Origin of the sequence: Rhodoferax ferrireducens (assembly GCF_003347515.1) — a bacterium.
Classification (GTDB): Bacteria; Pseudomonadota; Gammaproteobacteria; order Burkholderiales; family Burkholderiaceae_C; genus Rhodoferax.
Genome location: NZ_QEII01000300.1, coordinates 108,706 through 127,854 on the forward strand (window position 1 = coordinate 108,706; position 19,149 = coordinate 127,854).

General features: G+C 62.4%; 12 protein-coding genes. 2 read left to right on the forward strand and 10 right to left on the reverse strand.

Annotated features, from left to right (window positions below; genetic code table 11):
* The first annotated feature begins 108 nt into the window (after positions 1 to 108).
* Both map and C5P05_RS23000 read left to right on the forward strand, forming a co-directional pair.
* Positions 109 to 954 carry a type I methionyl aminopeptidase gene (map, locus tag C5P05_RS22995; RefSeq protein ID WP_114972182.1) on the forward strand — a complete coding sequence of 282 codons (846 nt, stop codon included), beginning with the start codon at positions 109 to 111 and terminating at the stop codon, positions 952 to 954.
* 34 nt (positions 955 to 988) lie between these two features.
* Positions 989 to 3,580 carry a [protein-PII] uridylyltransferase gene (locus C5P05_RS23000; protein ID WP_114972183.1) on the forward strand — a complete coding sequence of 864 codons (2,592 nt, stop codon included), beginning with the start codon at positions 989 to 991 and terminating at the stop codon, positions 3,578 to 3,580.
* Between the two features lie 27 nt (positions 3,581 to 3,607).
* Here C5P05_RS23000 and C5P05_RS23005 read toward each other — a convergent pair whose 3' ends face one another.
* The 10 genes from C5P05_RS23005 to dusA all read right to left on the reverse strand — a co-directional run bounded on the left by C5P05_RS23005 (position 3,608) and on the right by dusA (position 19,082).
* The gene (locus C5P05_RS23005; protein WP_114972184.1) at positions 3,608 to 4,954 is read right to left on the reverse strand and encodes a sigma-54-dependent transcriptional regulator; all 1,347 of its coding nucleotides are present in this window, start codon (positions 4,952 to 4,954) and stop codon (positions 3,608 to 3,610) included.
* Entirely contained in the window at positions 4,951 to 6,822 is a 1,872-nt protein-coding gene (locus C5P05_RS23010; RefSeq protein ID WP_114972185.1) for a sensor histidine kinase, read from the reverse strand. The genes C5P05_RS23005 and C5P05_RS23010 overlap by 4 nt, the downstream gene beginning before the upstream one ends.
* A gap of 80 nt (positions 6,823 to 6,902) precedes the next feature.
* Positions 6,903 to 8,204 (reverse strand): dicarboxylate/amino acid:cation symporter, encoded by a 1,302-nt coding sequence (locus tag C5P05_RS23015; protein WP_114972186.1) that lies wholly within the window; start codon positions 8,202 to 8,204, stop codon positions 6,903 to 6,905.
* A 370-nt stretch (positions 8,205 to 8,574) separates the two neighbouring features.
* Complete coding sequence (gene def, locus C5P05_RS23020) at positions 8,575 to 9,135, reverse strand: peptide deformylase (protein ID WP_114972187.1); 561 nt, start codon at positions 9,133 to 9,135, stop codon at positions 8,575 to 8,577.
* The gene (gene ligA / locus C5P05_RS23025; protein ID WP_114972188.1) at positions 9,122 to 11,221 is read right to left on the reverse strand and encodes an NAD-dependent DNA ligase LigA; all 2,100 of its coding nucleotides are present in this window, start codon (positions 11,219 to 11,221) and stop codon (positions 9,122 to 9,124) included. The genes def and ligA overlap by 14 nt, the downstream gene beginning before the upstream one ends.
* Positions 11,222 to 11,288: 67 nt before the next feature.
* On the reverse strand, positions 11,289 to 12,323 hold the full coding sequence (locus C5P05_RS23030; protein WP_114972208.1) for a cell division protein ZipA C-terminal FtsZ-binding domain-containing protein: 1,035 nt from the start codon (positions 12,321 to 12,323) through the stop codon (positions 11,289 to 11,291).
* 5 nt (positions 12,324 to 12,328) lie between these two features.
* A complete protein-coding gene (gene smc / locus C5P05_RS23035) occupies positions 12,329 to 15,844 on the reverse strand; it encodes a chromosome segregation protein SMC (RefSeq protein ID WP_114972189.1) in 3,516 nt (1,171 codons plus the stop codon).
* 114 nt (positions 15,845 to 15,958) lie between these two features.
* Complete coding sequence (locus C5P05_RS23040) at positions 15,959 to 16,927, reverse strand: alpha/beta fold hydrolase (protein ID WP_114972190.1); 969 nt, start codon at positions 16,925 to 16,927, stop codon at positions 15,959 to 15,961.
* Positions 16,928 to 17,170: 243 nt separating this feature from the next.
* On the reverse strand, positions 17,171 to 18,097 hold the full coding sequence (locus C5P05_RS23045) for a DMT family transporter (protein WP_232834633.1): 927 nt from the start codon (positions 18,095 to 18,097) through the stop codon (positions 17,171 to 17,173).
* Complete coding sequence (gene dusA / locus C5P05_RS23050; RefSeq protein ID WP_114972209.1) at positions 18,084 to 19,082, reverse strand: tRNA dihydrouridine(20/20a) synthase DusA; 999 nt, start codon at positions 19,080 to 19,082, stop codon at positions 18,084 to 18,086. Before dusA ends, C5P05_RS23045 begins: the two co-directional genes overlap by 14 nt.
* Positions 19,083 to 19,149: the final 67 nt, after the last annotated feature.

Here is a 19,149-nt window from a genome sequence, read left to right on the forward strand (position 1 = left end):
TTTTTCTTATTAATAACCAACAACTTCCATCCCGCGAACGAAACGCCACAGAAAGACTTGCATGGGCGCATCCCGACAAAAACCATCGCCCAATGGGATAATTGCGGCATGACTATCACTTACAAAGACGCCGAAGGCATTGCAGGCATGCGCGTGGCGGGCCGTTTGGCCTCAGAACTGCTGGATTACCTGACCCCCTTCGTCAAGCCCGGCGTAACGACAAACGAGCTCGACAAACTGGCCGACGACTACACCGTGCAGGTGCAGGGGGCGATTTCCGCGCCGCTGAATTACGCGCCCTCGGGTCACAACCCCTACCCCAAGTCCATTTGCACCTCCATCAACCACCAGGTCTGCCACGGTATTCCGAATGACAAGCCGCTGAAAAAAGGCGACATCGTCAACATCGACGTCACCGTCATCAAGGACGGCTGGCATGGCGACTCCAGCCGCATGTTCATGGTGGGCGACGTCTCCGTCGCGGCCCGGCGCCTGTGCAAGCTGACTTACGAAGCGATGTGGCACGGCATCGTCAAGGTCAAGGCCGGCGCCTATCTGGGCGATATTGGCCATGCGATTCAGACCTTTGCCGAAGGCAACGGCCTGAGCGTGGTGCGCGAGTTTTGCGGCCACGGCATCGGGCGCAAGTTTCATGAAGAACCGCAAATCCTGCATTACGGCCGGCCCGGCACGCTGGACCAGCTCAAAGCCGGCATGACGATCACGATTGAGCCCATGCTCAACCTTGGGCGCAAGGAAATCAAGGAAATGGGCGACGGCTGGACCATCGTCACCAAAGACCGTTCGCTGTCGGCGCAATGGGAACACATGGTGCTGGTGACCGAGACCGGCTACGAGGTGTTGACCTTGTCGGCCGGCAGCCCCCCCATACCCGCCTTCGTACCCGTGGCCGCACCGGCCGCCCTCCCCATCCCCGCCCCTGCAAGCGTATAAGCAGCTGCTATAGCTATTTAGTGCATAGCAGTCCATGACCGATCTCCAAGCGCTGCGCAGTCGTTACCGCGCCCAAAAAAGTACCTTGCTGCAGTCCCTGGCGTCCAGTGGCGCCTCTACCCGGGGGGTTCGCGCCACGCTGGGCAAGCTCTCAGGCCTGGCGGACGCCACGCTGAAAATCTTGTGGCAAAACGCGGGGTTTTCCAGCCCCTTCGCCTTGGCGGCGGTTGGCGGCTATGGGCGGGCGGAGTTGTTTCCCTTTTCCGATGTGGACGTGCTGGTGCTTTTGCCGGACGACCAATCGCCCGACACGGATGCGCAACTCAAGGCCCGGATTGAAGGCTTCATCGGCAGTTGTTGGGATGCCGGGCTGGAGATCGGCTCCAGCGTTCGCACGGTCTCGGAATGCCTGAGCGAGGCCGCCCGCGATGTCACGGTACAGACCTCGCTGATTGAATCGCGGCTGATCACTGGCAACGTCGCGTTGTTTGCGGCTTTTGAAAAGCAGTTCTATGCGGCGATCGACCCGCAAGCTTTTTTCGTGGCGAAAACACTGGAACTGCGCCAGCGTCACAGCAAGTTTGAGGACACGCCCTACTCGCTGGAGCCCAATTGCAAGGAGTCACCCGGCGGGCTGCGCGACTTGCAGGTGATCCTGTGGGTGGCCAAGGCAGCCGGACTTGGGAACAATTGGGATGCACTGGCCAAGGGAGGCCTGGCCACCGCCTTTGAAATCAAGCAGATCAAACACAACGAAGCCTTGCTGCGGCTGATTCGCGTGCGCCTGCATTTGATTGCCCAGCGCCGTGAAGACCGGTTGGTGTTTGACCTGCAAAGCGCCGTGGCCCAGTCTTTTGGCTATGAAGCGCCCTCGCCCAGCGTTGACAAACGCGCTTTTGTGCGCCCCAGTGAAGCCCTGATGCGCCGCTATTACTGGGCGGCCAAGGCGGTGACCCAGCTCAACCAGATTTTGCTGCTCAACATCGAGGAACGGCTCAACCCGTCCACGCATGAGCGCCGCCCGATCAACGCACGTTTTTATGACAAGGCGGGCATGGTGGAGGTCGCCAGCGACGATCTCTACCAACGCGAACCGCATGCTATTCTGGAAACCTTTCTGATCTACCAGACCACGGTGGGGCTCAAGGGCTTGTCGGCACGCACCCTGCGCGCGCTGTTCAATGCGCGTGGCCTGATGAATGGCAAGTTCCGCAATGACCCGGTGAACCGTGCCACCTTCAAGCAGATCCTGATGCAGCACGACGGAATCACCCACGCCATGCGGCTGATGAACCAGACCTCGGTGCTGGGGCGTTACCTGTGGGTGTTTCGCAAGATCGTCGGGCAGATGCAGCACGACCTGTTTCATGTGTACACGGTGGACCAGCACATCCTGATGGTGCTGCGCAATGTGCGGCGCTTCTTCATCGTCGAACACGCCCACGAGTACCCGTTTTGCTCGCAACTGGCCTCAGGCTGGGACAAGCCCTGGATTCTCTACATCGCCGCGTTGTTTCACGACATCGCCAAAGGCCGCGGCGGCGACCACTCGGAACTGGGCGTCATCGAGGCACGGCGCTTTTGCAAGCAGCACGGCATCGACCGGACGGATGCCAGCTTGATCGAATACATCGTGCATGAACATCTGACGATGAGCCGCGTGGCGCAAAAATCCGACCTGAGTGATCCCGACATCATCGCCGCCTTCGCCAAACGCGTGGGCAATGAGCGCAATCTCACGGCGCTTTATCTGCTGACGGTGGCCGACATTCGGGGCACCAGTCCGAAGGTCTGGAACGCCTGGAAGGGCAAACTGCTGGAAGACCTGTATCGCCTGACTTTGCGGGCACTGGGAGGACGCGCACCCGACCCCGACGCCGAGGTGGAAGCACACAAGCGCGAGGCCCTGATTCTGCTCGCGCTGCATGCCCTGCCGTTTGAGGCCCACAAAGCGCTGTGGGACACGCTGGACGTGGGTTATTTCATGCGCCACGACGCCGCCGACATTGCCTGGCACACCCGACAACTCTCGCGCTACGTGGGCGCCGGTAAGTCCATCGTGCGGGCTCGGCTGTCTCCCTTGGGCGAGGGCGTGCAGGTGCTGGTGTACACCCCTGACCAGGCCGACCTGTTTGCCCGTATCTGCGGCTACTTTGACCAGTGCGGCTTCAGCATTCTGGACGCCCGCGTGCACACGGCCAACAATGGCTATGCGCTGGACACGTTTCAGGTGATTGCATCAAGCCTGCCGGAACACTACCAGGAGCTCACCAGCATGGTGGAAAGCGAGTTGGGCCGGGCCATCGCCCAGACAGGCCCGCTGCCGCCCCCGAGCCGAGGGCGGGTGTCGCGCCGGGTCAAGAGCTTCCCCATCGCCCCCTGGGTCACCCTGCGCCCGGATGAAAAAGCGCAGCGCTGGCTGCTGAATATCTCCGCCAGCGACCGGGTGGGACTGCTTTATTGTGTAGCCCGCGTGCTGGCCAAGCACAAGATCAATCTTCAGCTGGCCAAGGTCAACACCTTGGGAGAGCGGGTGGATGACACCTTCTTGATCCAGGGCGCCGAGTTGCAGCACAACCGCGCCCAGATTGAAATCGAGACGGAGTTGCTGGAAGCGCTAGCTTGAATGGATGAGCTGCGGGCGTGCTGGGTGCTACCAAGGCAAGTCGTTTTTCCCTAAACGGTACTTCCTGATTTTGTCGTGCAGCGTGGTCTTGGCCATGCCCAAGGCTTCGGCAGTACGCGCCAGACTAGCTCCGTGTCGGTTCAGGGCTTCCGCAATCAGCGCGCTCTCGAAGGCTTCCACGGTCTGTGCCAGTTGCCGCGGACCGGCAGGAATTTCGCTTGCGAAGGGAGGGAAACCGAGCTCGATACCCAGCACCCAGCGGTCGGCCACATTTCGCAGTTCCCGCACATTGCCTGGCCAGTCGTAGGCCATCAGGCGGTTCTGACCGGGCGGCTCAGTTGCAGGCACCGGTCTCTGATGACGGGCAGCACCTTGCAGCAGGAAGTGCTCGAACATGAGGGGAATATCTTCCCGCCGCTCGCGCAGGGGTGGCAGCTGCAAAGTGACGACATTGAGCCGGTAATAGAGGTCGGCGCGGAATCGGCCCTGGTCCGAAAGCTCTTTCAAGTCAACCTTGGTGGCGGCGATAACCCGGCAGTCCACCGGGATGGGGGTGTTGGATCCCAGGCGTTCCAGGCTGCGCTCCTGCAGCACCCGCAGGAGCTTGATCTGCATGCTGAGAGGCATCGACTCGATTTCGTCGAGCAACAAGGTGCCACCGCTGGCGTACTCGATCTTTCCAATTCGGCGCTTGCCGGCACCGGTATAAGCCCCGGCCTCGTGGCCGAATATTTCGCTTTCGAACAGGGTCTCCGGCAGACCGCCGCAGTTGATGGCGACGAAGTGACCGGAGCGACTCGGCCCGGCCTCGTGCAGGCAGCGGGCCACCAGTTCCTTGCCGGTGCCCGTTTCGCCCTGGATGAGGATGTCGGCAGCGCTGTTGCCCAGGTCCGTCACCAACTGCCTGACCCGGGCCATGGCTGGCGAGCGGCCAAGGAGCTTGGCTTCCAGCTGGTCCCGGTTGTTCAGACGGGCGCGCAGCTGACGCACTTCCAGGGTCAGGCGGCGTTTGTCCAGGGCCCGGCGCACCACTTCCACCAGGTAGTCCGGGGAGAAGGGCTTTTCGATAAAGTCGTGGGCGCCGTCCTTCATGGCCTGGACCGCCAGGGACACGTCGCCGTGGCCGGTGATCAGAACGACCGGCAGATCCGGGTCGATGGCCCGCAGTTCCTTCAGCAGGGCCATGCCGTCCATACCCGGCAGTCGGATGTCGCTCACGATCACGCCAGGAAAATCGCGCGTGACGCAACGCAGGGCTTTTTCGGCGCTGTCCAGGCCGCTGACCGGAATGTCTTCGAGCTGCAGCGCCTGTTCGCAGCCTAGGCGGACATCCGGGTCGTCTTCGATCACCAGCACTTGGAAGATTTCAGTCATGTGTTTGGCCCTCCTGGGGCAGCCGGGATGTCCAGCGTGAAGATGGCGCCGCCTTCTGGATGATTGTCGCCAGACAGGCTGCCGCCAAAATCGGTGACGATACCGGCAGAGATGGTCAGGCCAAGTCCCAGGCCACTGCCCGCCTCCTTGGTGGTGAAAAACGGTTCAAACAGGTGGGTCCGCGCCTGCGCGGAGAGGCCCGGCCCCCGGTCCCGCACCTGGATCAGGATCCGCTCGCCCTGGCGCCGGGCGGTGATGTCGAGCGCCGGTGCTGGCTGGCCTTCCATGGCGTCCAGCGCGTTCCCGGCCAGATTCACCAGCACCTGCTCCAGCCGGTTGGCATCGCACCAGGCTTGCAGTTCCTCGTCCGACAGGTCGAGGCAGGCGACGACGCCAGCGCGCCTCAGACGCTGCTCCAGCAGGAACAGGGCGTTATCCACGGCCCGGCGCAGCGGTACGGCCTGGGGTCGGCCGGAGGACTTGCGGGCGAAGGACTTCAACTGGCCCGTGAGGCGGCCCATCCGATCCACCAGGTCGGCAATGCGTTCCAGGTTGCTGCCAGCGGTCTGCTGGTCGCCGCGGGCAAGGAACTTGCGGGCATTGCCTGAGAGTGTGCGTAGCGCCGCCAGTGGTTGATTCAGCTCGTGGGCGAGGCCGGAGGAAAGCTGGCCGATGACCGCCAGCTTGCCGGCCTGGACCAGCTCGTCCTGAGCGGCACGCAAGGTGCGCTCGGCCCGGGTGCGTTCCGCCACCTCGACTTGCAAGCGGGTGTTGGCCGCAGAGAGGTCGGCGGTGCGTTCCACCACCTTGCGTTCGAGTTCGTCGTGGGCTTGCTGCAGCGCCTCACGGGCTGCCAGTCGGTCTTTCGTGTGGCGCCGCCGCTCGTTCAGCATCAGCGCCAGGATGCACAGAAAGGCCGCGCCCACGCCGGTCACGGCGGCTCGGTTGGCGGCCATGCCACGCACCTGTTCCTGCAGGGAGAAGACCGTGATGCGCCAGGGGGTGCCGGGCAGCGGCTGGGTCTGGGCCAGAAACTTGCCGGCGACGGGGAACATGGAGACCATCTCCGGCCCCAGCTTGGGCAGGGACACCAGGCGGGCGCCGTGCGCCAGCTCCGTCATTTCCACCACGCCCAGGGGATTGAGTGCACGGCGGTTGTATTGCTGGGTGCGGTCAAAGGCGCGGCGGGTGGCGTCGTCCAGCGGCCTGAGGGTGGTGAACTTCCAGTCTGGCACCGAGGCCAGGATGACCACGCCGTTCTCGTCAGCGACCAGCACCGGCGCTTCTGCCGTGACCCAGGATTTTTCCAGCTGTTGCAGGCCCACCTTGACCACGGCCACGCCCACCGTGCCCTGGCCGTTGGTCAAGGACGAGGCCAGGTAGTAGCCGGGCTCGCCCCGAGTGGTGCCGATGCCAAAGATGCGCCCGCTGCCGGTCTCCATGGCCTGGCGGAAATAGGGGCGAAAAGAGAGTTCTTCTCCGAGAAAGCTGTCGGGCCGGCGCCAGTTGCTGGTGGCCAGGACTTTGCCCTTGCTATCCAGCACGTAGATCGAGAGGGTGCCGGCTCGCTCGTTGAGCTGTTCCAGGTACTGGTTCACCTGCGCGGTCTGGGTCGGGCCGGGTACGGCCAGCATTTGCAGCACATCCCGCTCCAGTCCCAGCGTGGTGGAAAAGTAGGCGTACTTGTCGATCTCCCGCTCCAGGCTGGTGGCGTACAGGTCCAGCCGGTGGCGGCCGGTGACCTGCAGCTCGGCCAGGCCCATGGCCAGGCTGAAGCGGAAGGCGAACAGGCTGGCGCCGGCGATGAGGGCCACGAAAGCCAGGAACAAGGCAACGAGACGGAGCAGCTTTTTTTGGCGGGGTGGCATGGAGGAGCTAAGGGTGTTCGGTTTTCCGAATTGTGCCGGACACAGTACACCCATCCGCCGTGAACACTGTCCGGGGCGGGTCAGGTCAGCGCGACGGCGAGATCTTCCGGCAATGGCAGTACCTCTTCAGACTCGGCCAATTCGTCACTCACCGGCTCAATCGCGTTTTCCCATTTGGCGACCACAGCGGTGGCAATGGCGTTGCCCAGGATGTTGGTCACGGTACGGCCCATGTCGAGGAAGTGATCCACGCCCAGGACCAGCAGCAGGCCGGCTTCCGGCAGACCGAACATGGGCAGCACGGCCGCCACCACCACCAGCGAGGCCCGGGGCACGCCGGCGATACCCTTGGAGGAAACCATCAGTACCAGCAGCATGGTGACCTGCTGGCCGAGGCTCATGGGGATGTCGTAGGCTTGGGAGATGAACAGCGCGGCGAAAGCCGTGTACATCATCGAGCCGTCCAGATTGAAGGAATAACCCAGGGGCAGGACAAAACCGATGACCCGGTCCTTGATGCCGAACTTCTCCAGCTGTTCCATCAGCTTGGGGTAGGCTGATTCGCTGGTCGCGGTGGAGAAGCCGATCAGCATGGGGCCGCGGATCAGTTTGAGGAGCCGGAACACGTCCTTGCCCAGCACGAAATAGCCGGCGCTGATAACCACCAGCCACAGGGTCGCCAGGGCGAGGAAAAAGCTGCCCATGTACCTGCCGTACACCAGCAGGATGCCCAGGCCCTGTGTGGTGATGACTGCAGCCACGGCGGCAAAGACGCCGACCGGGGCGAAGCGCATCACGTAATCGGTGACCTGCAGCATCACATGAACCACTTCCTCGGTGGTCTTCAGCAGACTCTTGGCGTTGCGATCCTGCAGCTTGCCCAGCGCCAGGCCGAAGAACAGGGCGAAGATGAGAATCTGCAGGATCTCATTGTTGGCCATGGATTCGAAAATGCTCTTGGGGAAGACATGGGTGATGAAGTCCTTCAGGTTCAGCGCCCCCGTCTTCAGGTTGGTGGCGGTGCCCACATCCGGCAGGGGCACGCCGACGGAGTCGCCCGGACGCAGCAGATTGGCCATGGTCAGGCCGATCAGCAGTGAACACAGGGACGCGCCGATGAACCAGCCCATGGCCTTGGCGCCGATGCGGCCCACGGCCTTGGCGTCGCCCATGCTGGCCAGGCCGGCCACCAAGGTGCCAAACACGAGGGGGGCAATGATCATCTTGATCAGACGCAGGAAGATGTCGGTGAAGATCGAGAAATAGCCAGCAATTTCCTTGGCGGCTGCAGCATCCGGCACCAGGGCATGGCAGAGGTAGCCGACTGCGATGCCGGCCACCATGGCCATGACGATCCAGGTCGTGAGCTTGTTCATTTTCATTGGAGGACTCCGTTGCCGCCCCGGGGCGGCGTATTAAATTAAAAAATCGTAGGCGCTCCTAATTAGCACGATCTGCGCCATCGGAGGCCTCATCGATTTCCGGGTCCAGTGCCTTGATTTATATGGCTATTTTTATTTACGGAGAAGCCAGTGCGGCGGGTTTCCGTAGCTATTGACGTGCCAGCATTCGGTTATCCGAACGATCTTTGATCGTTTTCATCTGTGAATTGGACGAGACTTTGTAGATTCCCGCTTGCTCAGTTTTGCGCCGAGCATGTCGGGAATGGGTCCGTTAACTTACCGGAACAGCAGCAGCGAACCGGCTATTGCGGCGCTTAGGCACTCACAGAAGAATCGCAGTCATTGCACGTCAGTCGTCCTGCGGCGCATCCAGCCCCGGAAACAGCACCTCGGTATAGCCAAAGCGGCTGAAATCCCGCACCCGCATCGGGTACAGCATGCCAATCAGGTGATCGCATTCATGCTGCACCACGCGCGCATGAAAACCCTCCACCGTGCGGTCAATCGGATCGCCATACTGGTCAAAGCCGGTGTAGCGAATGCGCGCATAACGCGGCACCATGGCGCGCAGGCCGGGTACCGAGAGGCAACCTTCCCAGTCTTCAACTTCCAGCGGCGCTGTGTCGCCTTCTGCGTGAGGCAGCGGTGTGATCACGGGATTGATCAGGACGGTTTGGGGCACGATTGGCGCCTCTGGATAACGTGGATTGCGTGCGTTGGAGCCAAATATCACCAACTGCAGATCGACCCCGATTTGCGGTGCCGCCAGGCCGGCGCCGTCGGCCGCCAGCATAGTGTCCAACATGTCGGTGATGAGCAGATGCAAGGCATCCGAATCGAACTCAGTGACAGCTTGGGCCACGCGCAGCAAACGCGGATCACCCATTTTGAGAATTTCACGAACCGCCATTTAATAACTCCTTCAAACCGGCTTCATCCAGCACGGCAACGCCCAGTTCCTGCGCCTTGGTGAGCTTGCTACCCGCCTCGGTTCCCGCCACCACAAAAGTTGTTTTTTTACTGACCGAGCCCGCCACCTTGCCGCCGGCCGCCTCGATCAGGTCTTTGGCCTCGTCGCGGCTCAAGGTTGGCAGGGTGCCGGTGATGACGAAGGTCTTGCCGCTCAGCGGCGTGGGGGCAACCGGCGCCGGCGGCCCCTCTGACCAGGTCACGCCGCAGGCGCGCAGTTGCTCGACCACCTCGCGGTTGTGCGGCTGGTCGAAAAACGTGCGCAGGCTCTTGGCCACAATGGGGCCAATGTCGTTGACCTGCAGCAGTTGTTCCTCGCTGGCGTCCATGATCGCGTCCAGATTGCCGAAATGGCGCGCCAGTTCTTTGGCCGTGGCCTCACCCACATGACGAATGCCCAGTCCGAACAGAAAGCGCGGCAGCGTGGTTTGTTTTGATTTCTCTAAAGCCTTGACAATGTTTTGCGCCGATTTGTCGGCCATGCGGTCCAGACTGGCCAGCGAGCTCAAGCCCAGCCGATACAGGTCCGGCAGGGTGCGAATGACATTGCCATCGACCAACTGATCCACCAGTTTTTCACCCAAGCCCTCGACCTCGACCGCCCGGCGTTGCGCAAAGTGCAGGATCGCCTGCTTGCGCTGGGCGGCGCAGAACAGACCGCCGGTGCAGCGATGGTTAACCTCGGTTTTCTCGCGCACCACGGCGCTGCCGCAGATCGGACACTGGCGCGGCATGCGGAAGTTCGGCACGTATGGGACGCGGGGCCCGGGCAGCGCGGACGCGTCCGTGCCGAGCGTGGGGGCCACAACAGCCACCACTTCGGGAATCACGTCACCGGCCCGGCGCACGATGACCGTGTCACCCACGCGCACCCGCTTGCGGCGCAGCTCGAACAGGTTGTGCAGTGTGGCGTTGGTCACATTGACCCCGCCGACAAAAACCGATTTCAGGCGCGCCACCGGCGTGAGTTTGCCGGTACGCCCGACCTGCACATCAATGCCGAGCACCTGGGTTTGTTGCTCCTGGGCCGGGAACTTGTGCGCCACCGCCCAGCGCGGCTCGCGGGCCACAAAGCCCATGCGGCGCTGCAGCGCCAGGCTGTTGACCTTGTACACCACGCCATCGATGTCAAACCCGAGACGGTCGCGTTGCACCCCGATAGAGTTGTAATACGCTATTAATTCAGTAGCACCTTGCGCAATACCAACGAGGGCTGACACCGGAAAACCCCAAGATTTTAAGGCTTGCAGCATGTCGTAGTGCGTACCAAACTCGGGGCCACCCGCCGCAGCTGGCGTGACCGCCCCCAAGCCATAGGCAAAAAAGCTCAAGGGGCGCTGCGCTGCAATGCCGGGGTCCAACTGGCGCACGGCACCAGCGGCGGCATTGCGGGTGTTGACAAAGGTTTTCTGGCCGCGTTCACGCTGTTGTTCGTTCAGCGTTTCAAAGTCATCGCGGCGCATGTACACCTCGCCACGCACTTCCAGAATCTCGGGTACGCCCGCCGGCAAGCGCAGGGGAATCTGGCCGATCGTGCGAATGTTTTGCGTCACGTCTTCCCCCATTTCGCCATCGCCACGGGTGGCAGCCTGCACCAGCACGCCGTGCTCGTAGCGCAAGCTCATGGCCAGGCCGTCAAACTTGGGTTCGGCCACGTACTCCACGACGGGCGCCAACTCATTCAAACCCAGTTCACGCCGCACCCGGGCATCGAAGTTTTGCGCGCCACTGGCTTCGGTATCGGTCTCAGTCCGGATGCTGAGCATGGGCACGACGTGGCGCACACTGACAAACTGGTCGAGCGGGCGCCCTCCCACACGCTGCGTGGGAGAGTCCGGCGTCACCAGTTCGGGATGTTGCGCCTCGATCGCCTGCAATTCCTGAAACAAACGGTCGTATTCGACATCTGCGATGCTGGGCTCATCCAGCACGTAATAGCGATGCGCGTGCTCATGCAGTGCGCGCCGGAGTTGCTCGATGTGCGCAAGGTCAGGAGGCGGTGGCGGGGGTGCAAATAAATCTTGCATGGGTGTACTTCTATCGCTTATTGCGCACGGGATTCCCGCTTGCGCGGGAAAGACAAAAAACCTGGCGTCAGGAAAAAAGGCGTCGCGCCAGAGCCGAACCAGCTGACAGATCGCGCTGGTCCAGCGTGTCATACAAATGCTCCAGCTCCGAGCCAATCAGGTCCATGGCCTCGGGCTGCAGCAGCAGACCGTTGTCGTCGGTCACCACGCCATCCATGCTGCCAGCCAGCGACTGGGCCGCCTCGCGCATGCGCTCAAAGGCGCGCTCACTGCGATCATTCTGGGGGACGTCCAGCGTGATCACAAGCTCGCGCAGGGCGGACAGCGCCGGGTCATCGGCCATGGCCGCTTGGGTATCAAAATTCAGACCCAGCACCGGCGGCAAACCGGCCACACTGGCGGGCACGACCATGCGCCCCGGAATGGCACCCGCCACAAAGCCCAGGCGCGCAGCATTCTGCTGTACGTAACCGGGGCTCCAGGCGGTGTGGCCGGTCCGTACCACAAATCCCAACTGGGCATCGTGCTCACTGGCAAATTGGTCCAGCTCCCGGGCGCGTGCGACCTCTTCGCGCATCTCGGGAAAATCAGCCGTGCCATTGATGAGGTCACAGAAGGCCTGGGTCTTCATTACAAATTCGGAGTACTCGATCTCATTGAGCGCGCCCGAGCGGTTGGCCAGCTGTACCCCGGCCTGAAACAAGCCATAGCGTTGGCCTGCCTGCGGGATTTCCCAACGCTGGCTGGACTCGTTGAAACCTTCGATGGAAAACGGCTTGCTGCCGGCCCGGCGCGTCGTGGGCATCGCCACCAGCGCGGCTTCGCCGGACACCACGTTTTCCAGCGCAATCGGCGCAATGACGTCAATCAAGGCGTCCAGGGAGGGTTTTCTCTCCATCACGGGCACGGGAAAATTCGCCACATCCAGGGCAGCGGCGTCCAACCCCGGCTCAATGCCGCCGCCCAGATGGGGTTCGGTGTGCGTTTGCTCGGCCGAGGCCTGTCGGGGTTGGTTCTTGCGTGCCATCCAGGCGCTGTGCGCGACCATGGCCGCCAGCAACAGGCCACCCACGATGACCAAACCAATCTGCAAATTACTCATGGACATCAGCCCACCTCCGCCATCGAGACCGCCGCATCCATGTCCACCGCCACGATGCGCGACACGCCCTGCTCCTGCATGGTCACGCCGATCAGCTGCTCGGCCATTTCCATCGCAATCTTGTTGTGACTGATGAACAAAAACTGGGTTCCCTTGCTCATGCTGGACACCAGCTTGGCATAACGCTCGGTATTGGCGTCGTCCAGCGGCGCATCGACTTCGTCGAGCAGGCAGAACGGCGCCGGGTTGAGCTGGAAAATCGCAAACACCAGCGCGATGGCGGTCAGCGCCTTTTCGCCGCCCGAGAGCAAGTGGATGGTCTGGTTTTTCTTGCCCGGAGGCTGGGCGATGACCTGCACGCCGGAGTCCAGGATTTCTTCACCGGTGATGACGAGCCGGGCGTTGCCACCGCCGAACAGCTCGGGGAACATCTTGCCGAAGTGCTCGTTGACGGCGTTGAACGTGCCGGACAGCAATTCGCGGGTTTCACCGTCGATCTTCTTGATCGCGTCTTCCAGCGTGGTCATGGCTTCTGTCAAGTCAGCGGTCTGGGCATCCAGAAAGTTCTTGCGCTCACTGGCTGCCGCCAGTTCATCGAGCGCCGCCAGGTTGACCGCGCCCAGGGCAGCGATGTCGCGGTTGAGGCGGTCAATCTCGCCCTGCATGCCGCTCAGGCGCACGTTGCCCTCCGTCAGGGATTTGGCCACCGCCTCCAGATCGGCCTGGGCGTCGGCGAGCAACTGGGTGTACTGCTCATAGCCCAGGCGCGCGGCCTGTTCCTTGAGCTGAAATTCGGTGATGCGCTGGCGCAAGGGGTCGAGCTCACGCTCCAGCTGCAGACGGCGCTCGTCGCTGGCGCGCAGCTTGGCGGTCAGGTCGTCGTATTCGCTGCGTTTGGCACCCAGCGCCTTTTCGCGCTCCAGTTTGGCCGCCAAGGCGTCCTGCAAACCGCCCTGCGCTGCCGCATCGTTCAGCCGCGCCAGTTCTTCATGGGCTCTTTGGGCTTCAGCCGTGACGGAATCTGCCTGTTGCGCTGCAGTTTCGATAGCGCGCGACAGCTCGGCCTTGCGGGCGTCGAGGCTGCGCATGGAAAAAACCGCCTCCTGCGACTGGCGCTCCAGGCTGCGTTGCTGCTCGCGGCATTCGTTGAGCTTGCGTTCGGCGCCCATTACGCGTTCGTCCAGCTGGGCGTGGCGCTCCTGGGTGTCGGCCAGCTGCATGTCCAGCTCTTCAAAGCGCCCCTCTGCGGTCACGCGGCGCTCCTGCAAGTCGGCCAACTGGGCGTCGACTTCGGCCAGGTCAGCGGCAATTTGCGCACTGCGCACCCGGGCCTGGTCGGCCAACTGCGTCAGCCGCAAAGTTTCCACCTGCAACTCATGCGCGCGGCTTTGGCTCTCGGCGGCTTCGCGGCGAATTACCACCAGGCGTTGCGACGCATCGGCGTAGGCCGCCTCGGCGCGCACCAGTGCCGAGCGGGACTCATCGCTGATCACGGCCTGTGCCCGAAGCTGCTTCTCCAGGTTTTCAATTTCCTGGGCGCGGGCCAGCAAGCCGGCCTGCTCCGAGTCCTGCGCGTAAAAGCTCACGCTGTAGGCACTCACGGCGTGGCCGGATTTCACAAAAATCATCTCGCCCGGCTGCAACTTGTCGCGACTGGCCAGGGCATCTTCAAAACTGGGGGCAGTGAAACAGCCTTGCAGCCAGTCTGTCAGCACGGCTTTCTGACCCGCGTCGCTGATGCGCAGCAAATCGGACAGGCGCGGCAATACGGCGGTCTTTTCGGGCATTGCTGCCAATGGCGGGCTGTAAAACGCCAGCTTGGCAGGCGGTGCGTCATTGCCAAAGGCGCGCACCATCTCCAGTCGCGACACCTCCAGCGCGCCCAGGCGCTCACGCAAGGCACCTTCCAGGGCATTTTCCCAACCCTGCTCAATGTGAATGCGGCTCCACAAACCCTGCATGCTGTCCAGGCCGTGCTTGGCCAGCCACGGCTGCAGCTTGCCGTCGGTCTTGACCTTTTCCTGCAAGGCCTTGAGTGCCTCCATGCGCGCCGATAAATCCGCCTGCCGGGCGGATTCGGTGTTGACGGCCTGTTGCTGCTGGCGCCGGTTGTCGTCCAGTTGCGGCACGGTCTCCTGCAACTCGTGCAGGCGGGCCTCAGCAATGCTGGCGGTCTCCTGGGCCTGATCCAGCTGGCTTTGCAAATTGAGCAGCCGGGCTTCATCGGGCGCCGCCAGCGCGTTGCGGTCGGCGCTCAGGCGTTCGCGGCGCGTGGTGAACTGGCGCGCTTGTTCCTCGATGCTGCGCTGGTCCGCAGCGAGCACCTGAATTTGCTGCTGCACCTGGCCGACACTGGCGCGCTGCTCGTTGGCGCCTTTTTGCGCCAGCCGCAAAGCCTCTTCCAGATCGGGCAATTGCTGGGCCTGGTCTTCCACCTGGGCGGACAGCAGTTCGGTTTTTTCTTCGCCAACCATGGCCAGTTCGAGCAGACTTTCAATTTCTGCCTGCGCATCATCCTTGCGGGTGGCCCATTGGGCGGTCTGCTCCTTGAGCGTGATCAGGCGCTGCTCGACGCGATGGCGGCCTTCCACCACAAAACGAATCTCGGCTTCCAGCCGGCCGACCTCGGTACTGGCCTCGTACAACAGGCCTTGCGCCTGGTTGACCTGATCGCCGGCCGCGTAATGGGCCTGGCGCACGGTCTCCAGCTCGGCCTCGATGTGACGCAAATCCGCCACCCGGCTCTCCAGCGCATTGACCGCGCCTTGCGCGTCCGCCTTGACCTTGGCCTGATCGGCCTCGGACTCGGTGCGCTTGAGAAACCAGAGTTGATGTTGCTTGAGCGTGACGTCGGCCGTGAGCGCGTTGTATTTCTTGGCAACCTCGGCCTGCTTCTCCAGCTTTTCCAGATTGGCGTTGAGCTCGCGCAGGATGTCTTCCACCCGGGTCAGGTTTTCACGGGTGTCCGAGAGGCGGTTTTCCGTCTCGCGGCGCCGTTCCTTGTACTTGGAAACACCGGCAGCCTCTTCCAGAAACAGGCGCAGCTCTTCGGGTTTGGACTCGATGATGCGGCTGATGGTGCCCTGGCCGATGATGGCGTAGGCGCGTGGCCCCAGGCCTGTGCCCAGAAAAACGTCCTGCACATCGCGGCGGCGCACCGGCAGGTTGTTGATGAAGTAGCTGCTGGTGCCGTCGCGCGTGAGCACCCGCTTGACGGCAATCTCGCCGAACTGGTTCCACTGGCCACCGGCGCGGTGGTCGGCATTGTCAAACACCAGTTCCACACTGGCGCGGCTGGATGGTTTGCGGGTGTTGGTGCCATTGAAAATGACGTCCTGCATCGACTCGCCACGCAGTTCCGACGCCTTGGACTCGCCCAGCACCCAGCGCACCGCATCCATGATGTTGGATTTGCCGCAGCCATTGGGCCCCACCACGCCCACCAGTTGCCCCGGCAGCATGAAATTGGTCGGTTCAGCAAAAGACTTGAACCCTGATAACTTGATGGAATTAAGACGCACGGATCACTGGGGCTACAAAAGCTGTTGATTTGACGGAATCAGGGGCTGGCGAGCAGCCTGGGCAGGAAGGCGTCATGATAACTTGAGCCATGAATGCACAGACCCGGTCTGGCGCTATTTCAGGAAGGCGGCCAGCTCGGACACCACTTCGTCCTGATGCCCGACCCATAAATGCCCCCCACTGGGGTAGCCGATGAAGCGGGCGCCGGGAATGTGCTCGGCGGTGTAGCGGGCGCCATCGAAGGTTCCGAACAAATCATCGGCCATGCTGATCACGAGCGTCGGCACGGCGATCCGTTCCAGTTCGTAACGCTGGAGCGAGGCGGTAATCGCCGCGTCATTGAGCAAGCCCAAGCGGCGCGGCCTGACGGGCAGGATGAGCTCCAGAAAATCGCCAACACGGGCCTGCTCGGCCGCGCTGGCCTTCTCCACCACGGCCAGCGGTGTGGCCAGAATCGCCTCCGTCAGCGTTGATCGGGCAAACCGGATCGACGCCCAGAAGAGAAAGTCAGACTTGAGCGCGGTCTCGAATATGAAGTCGGTCCCCACCGGGGTCAGCATCGGCGGGGCATTGGCTGGCCGCGGCACGTAGGCGGCGGGAACGAGAAGTGCCGTGGCACGGCACCGGTCGGGATGACGCAGTGCAAACTGCATGGTTGAGGGTGCACCGGCGGAAACGCCAATGATTGCCGCACGCGGGATGTTGAGTGCGTCAAGCAGGCAGGCGTGGGCATCGGCTTGTGCGGACGCCGTGGCATCTTCCTTGGGCAGTGGGGTGCGAAGATAGCCGAAGCGGGACATTGCGATGATGCGAAAACCACGGCTAACCAGTGCCTCGCCAAAGGCCAGACTCTGGTCGTAACCACCACCGGCACCGTGCACCAACAGCACCGCAGGACCATCTCCGGCGAGCGCATATTCAATGGGGCCACACGGTGTCTGGACGATTTGGCTGCCTGTGGCGATGCGCAGGCGCGCCTGCTGAATATCGCGTTGATAGCTTGTGAAAATGACCCAGATCAACCCAGCGAGCAGAATCCCGAGAAGAACAAGGACGATATGCCAGGTACGTGTACTTTTCATTTTGAGCTTACCCCCGACAAACGTACGCCACAGCCTCTGATTAAATGCAGCGCCCGGACATGACGAAGTGAGAAAAATCAAAACCACTCCAGTCAACAGGCGAAGCGACCCTGAGGCAACCACGGCAACACATGAACAGCGGTCTTCTTAAATACTATTCTTTTTATAGCTACATACGCAATGAATACAAGGGCTAGAGGCCTATTTCATATAAAAATCATATTACGCGCATACAAAGGCGATTTAGCGGTCTGTGGAAGCTACCGGACCGGGCGCCGCGGTACGTGTGACCAGAAAAACACCCGGCAAAATCAGGGCCGCACCAGCGAGATGGTGCCAGCCCAGCGGCTCATTGAGCACACCCCAGGCCGCCACTGCGGCATACAGCGGCCCCAGGTACAAGGTCACAGCGACCCGGCTGGCGCCCAGTATTTTTTGCGACCAGCCATAGATCCAGTAGGCGCCCAGGCCGGGCACCAGTGCCGCAACCACCGTCAACCCCGTGGCCTGCCGACTCCAGGCCGGCGTGTCAGTCAAGCTCAGCTCCCACAGCGCGAACGGCAGCAGCACCAGCACGCCGCCCCAGCAAATCGCGGCAAGTCGTGCCGTGGCACTCAAGGAACTGGGCCATTTCTTTTGCAGCAAGGCGTACCCAGCCCAGGACACCATGGCCACCACGATCCAGCCGTCGCCCGCCACCCACTGCACATGGGTCAGGGCCATCCACTGGCCCTTCACAATGACATGCATCACACCAGCCATGGCCACCAGCACACCCAGGGCCTGCCGCGGCGCGAACCGCTCGCCCAGCCACGCCACCGCGCCCAGGGCAATCAAGACCGGCGAGGCCGAGTAAATCAGCGCGATATTCATGGCCACCGTGGTTTTGGCACCCTGGTACACCCAGGCACCGCAAACCAGCATGCCCAGTGCGCCCAACACCACATACTGGGGCCAGACGGCGGCAATGCTGCGGCGCTCGCGCCACAGTTCGGCCCGCGCCATGATCGTCAGCAGCGCGCCGGCCAGCGCCCAGCGGCCCAGGGCCAGCATGTGCGGCTCCACCACACCGGGCGCGGCGCGGGCAACGATGTAATTGACAGCCCAGAATGCGGGTGTGACCCAGATCAGCGCCAACGCCAGGCGATGACGCGACTCAGGCCGAAACAAGCACAGCTCCGTGAGCTTGGGCCATCACCTCACGCGCGGGCAGTCCCTTGACCCGGTGATCACTCCATACCTGCCGCCATTTGCGCGCGCCCGCCAAACCGTGACGCAAGCCCAGCATATGGCGGGCGATTGGATACCAAGGGGTGCCGTGTTCGCCGGCCTCGCGCTCCATGTAGGCCACCATCTGTTCCTCAACCTGCTCGCGGCTCAGTTCTGTGGCGCCAGCGCCGTAGAACGCGGCATCCCACTCGCTCAGCCACCAGGGGTTGTGGTAGGCCTCTCGGCCCAGCATGACGCCGTCTACCTGCTGCAGCTGTTCATGCACCTGCGCGGTGGTGGTGATACCGCCATTGACGGCAATGACGAGGTCCGGAAAATCACGCTTGAGTTGGTGTGCCAATTCGTAGCGCAAGGGCGGCACTTCGCGGTTTTCCTTGGGACTCAGGCCCTTGAGCCAGGCGTTGCGGGCATGCACGATAAAGGTGTGGCAGCCGGCCTCGCTGACGGTGCCGACAAAATCACGCACGAAGTCGTAGCTCACGGACTTGTCGATGCCAATGCGGTGTTTGACCGTGACCGGTACCGACACCACATCCACCATGGCCTTGACGCAATCCGCCACCAGTAGCGGCTCGGCCATCAGACAGGCACCAAACGCGCCGCGCTGCACGCGCTCGCTCGGACAGCCGCAGTTCAGGTTGATTTCGTCATAGCCCCACTGCTCACCGAGGCGGGCGCAATGCGCCAGGTCGGCCGGCTCGCTGCCGCCGAGTTGCAGTGCTACCGGGTGCTCTTCCGCGTTAAAGCGCAGGTGGCGCGGCACATCGCCATGCATCAGGGCGCCGGTGGTCACCATCTCCGTGTACAGCAGCGCGTGGCGCGTGAGCAGGCGATGAAAATAGCGGCAATGGCGGTCAGTCCAATCCATCATCGGGGCGACGGACAGCTTCCAGCGGTCGGGTGAAACAGGTTTGGGGCTCGGCATGGCTGGATTATCCCAGTCATGGCAATAGCCACTGGGCTTGATGAGAATCAATCGTGGCCTTTCTCAT

What these genes read in the sequence shown, in the direction of transcription:
- C5P05_RS23000 (WP_114972183.1), top strand. Translation starts at nt 989, where the DNA reads ATGACCGATCTCCAAGCGCTGCGCAGTCGTTACCGCGCCCAAAAAAGT.
- map (WP_114972182.1), top strand. Translation starts at nt 109, where the DNA reads ATGACTATCACTTACAAAGACGCCGAAGGCATTGCAGGCATGCGCGTG.
- C5P05_RS23030 (WP_114972208.1), bottom strand. Translation starts at nt 12,323, where the DNA reads ATGAGTAATTTGCAGATTGGTTTGGTCATCGTGGGTGGCCTGTTGCTG.
- C5P05_RS23005 (WP_114972184.1), bottom strand. Translation starts at nt 4,954, where the DNA reads ATGACTGAAATCTTCCAAGTGCTGGTGATCGAAGACGACCCGGATGTC.
- C5P05_RS23015 (WP_114972186.1), bottom strand. Translation starts at nt 8,204, where the DNA reads ATGAAAATGAACAAGCTCACGACCTGGATCGTCATGGCCATGGTGGCC.
- ligA (WP_114972188.1), bottom strand. Translation starts at nt 11,221, where the DNA reads ATGCAAGATTTATTTGCACCCCCGCCACCGCCTCCTGACCTTGCGCAC.
- def (WP_114972187.1), bottom strand. Translation starts at nt 9,135, where the DNA reads ATGGCGGTTCGTGAAATTCTCAAAATGGGTGATCCGCGTTTGCTGCGC.
- C5P05_RS23010 (WP_114972185.1), bottom strand. Translation starts at nt 6,822, where the DNA reads ATGCCACCCCGCCAAAAAAAGCTGCTCCGTCTCGTTGCCTTGTTCCTG.
- dusA (WP_114972209.1), bottom strand. Translation starts at nt 19,082, where the DNA reads ATGCCGAGCCCCAAACCTGTTTCACCCGACCGCTGGAAGCTGTCCGTC.
- C5P05_RS23040 (WP_114972190.1), bottom strand. Translation starts at nt 16,927, where the DNA reads ATGAAAAGTACACGTACCTGGCATATCGTCCTTGTTCTTCTCGGGATT.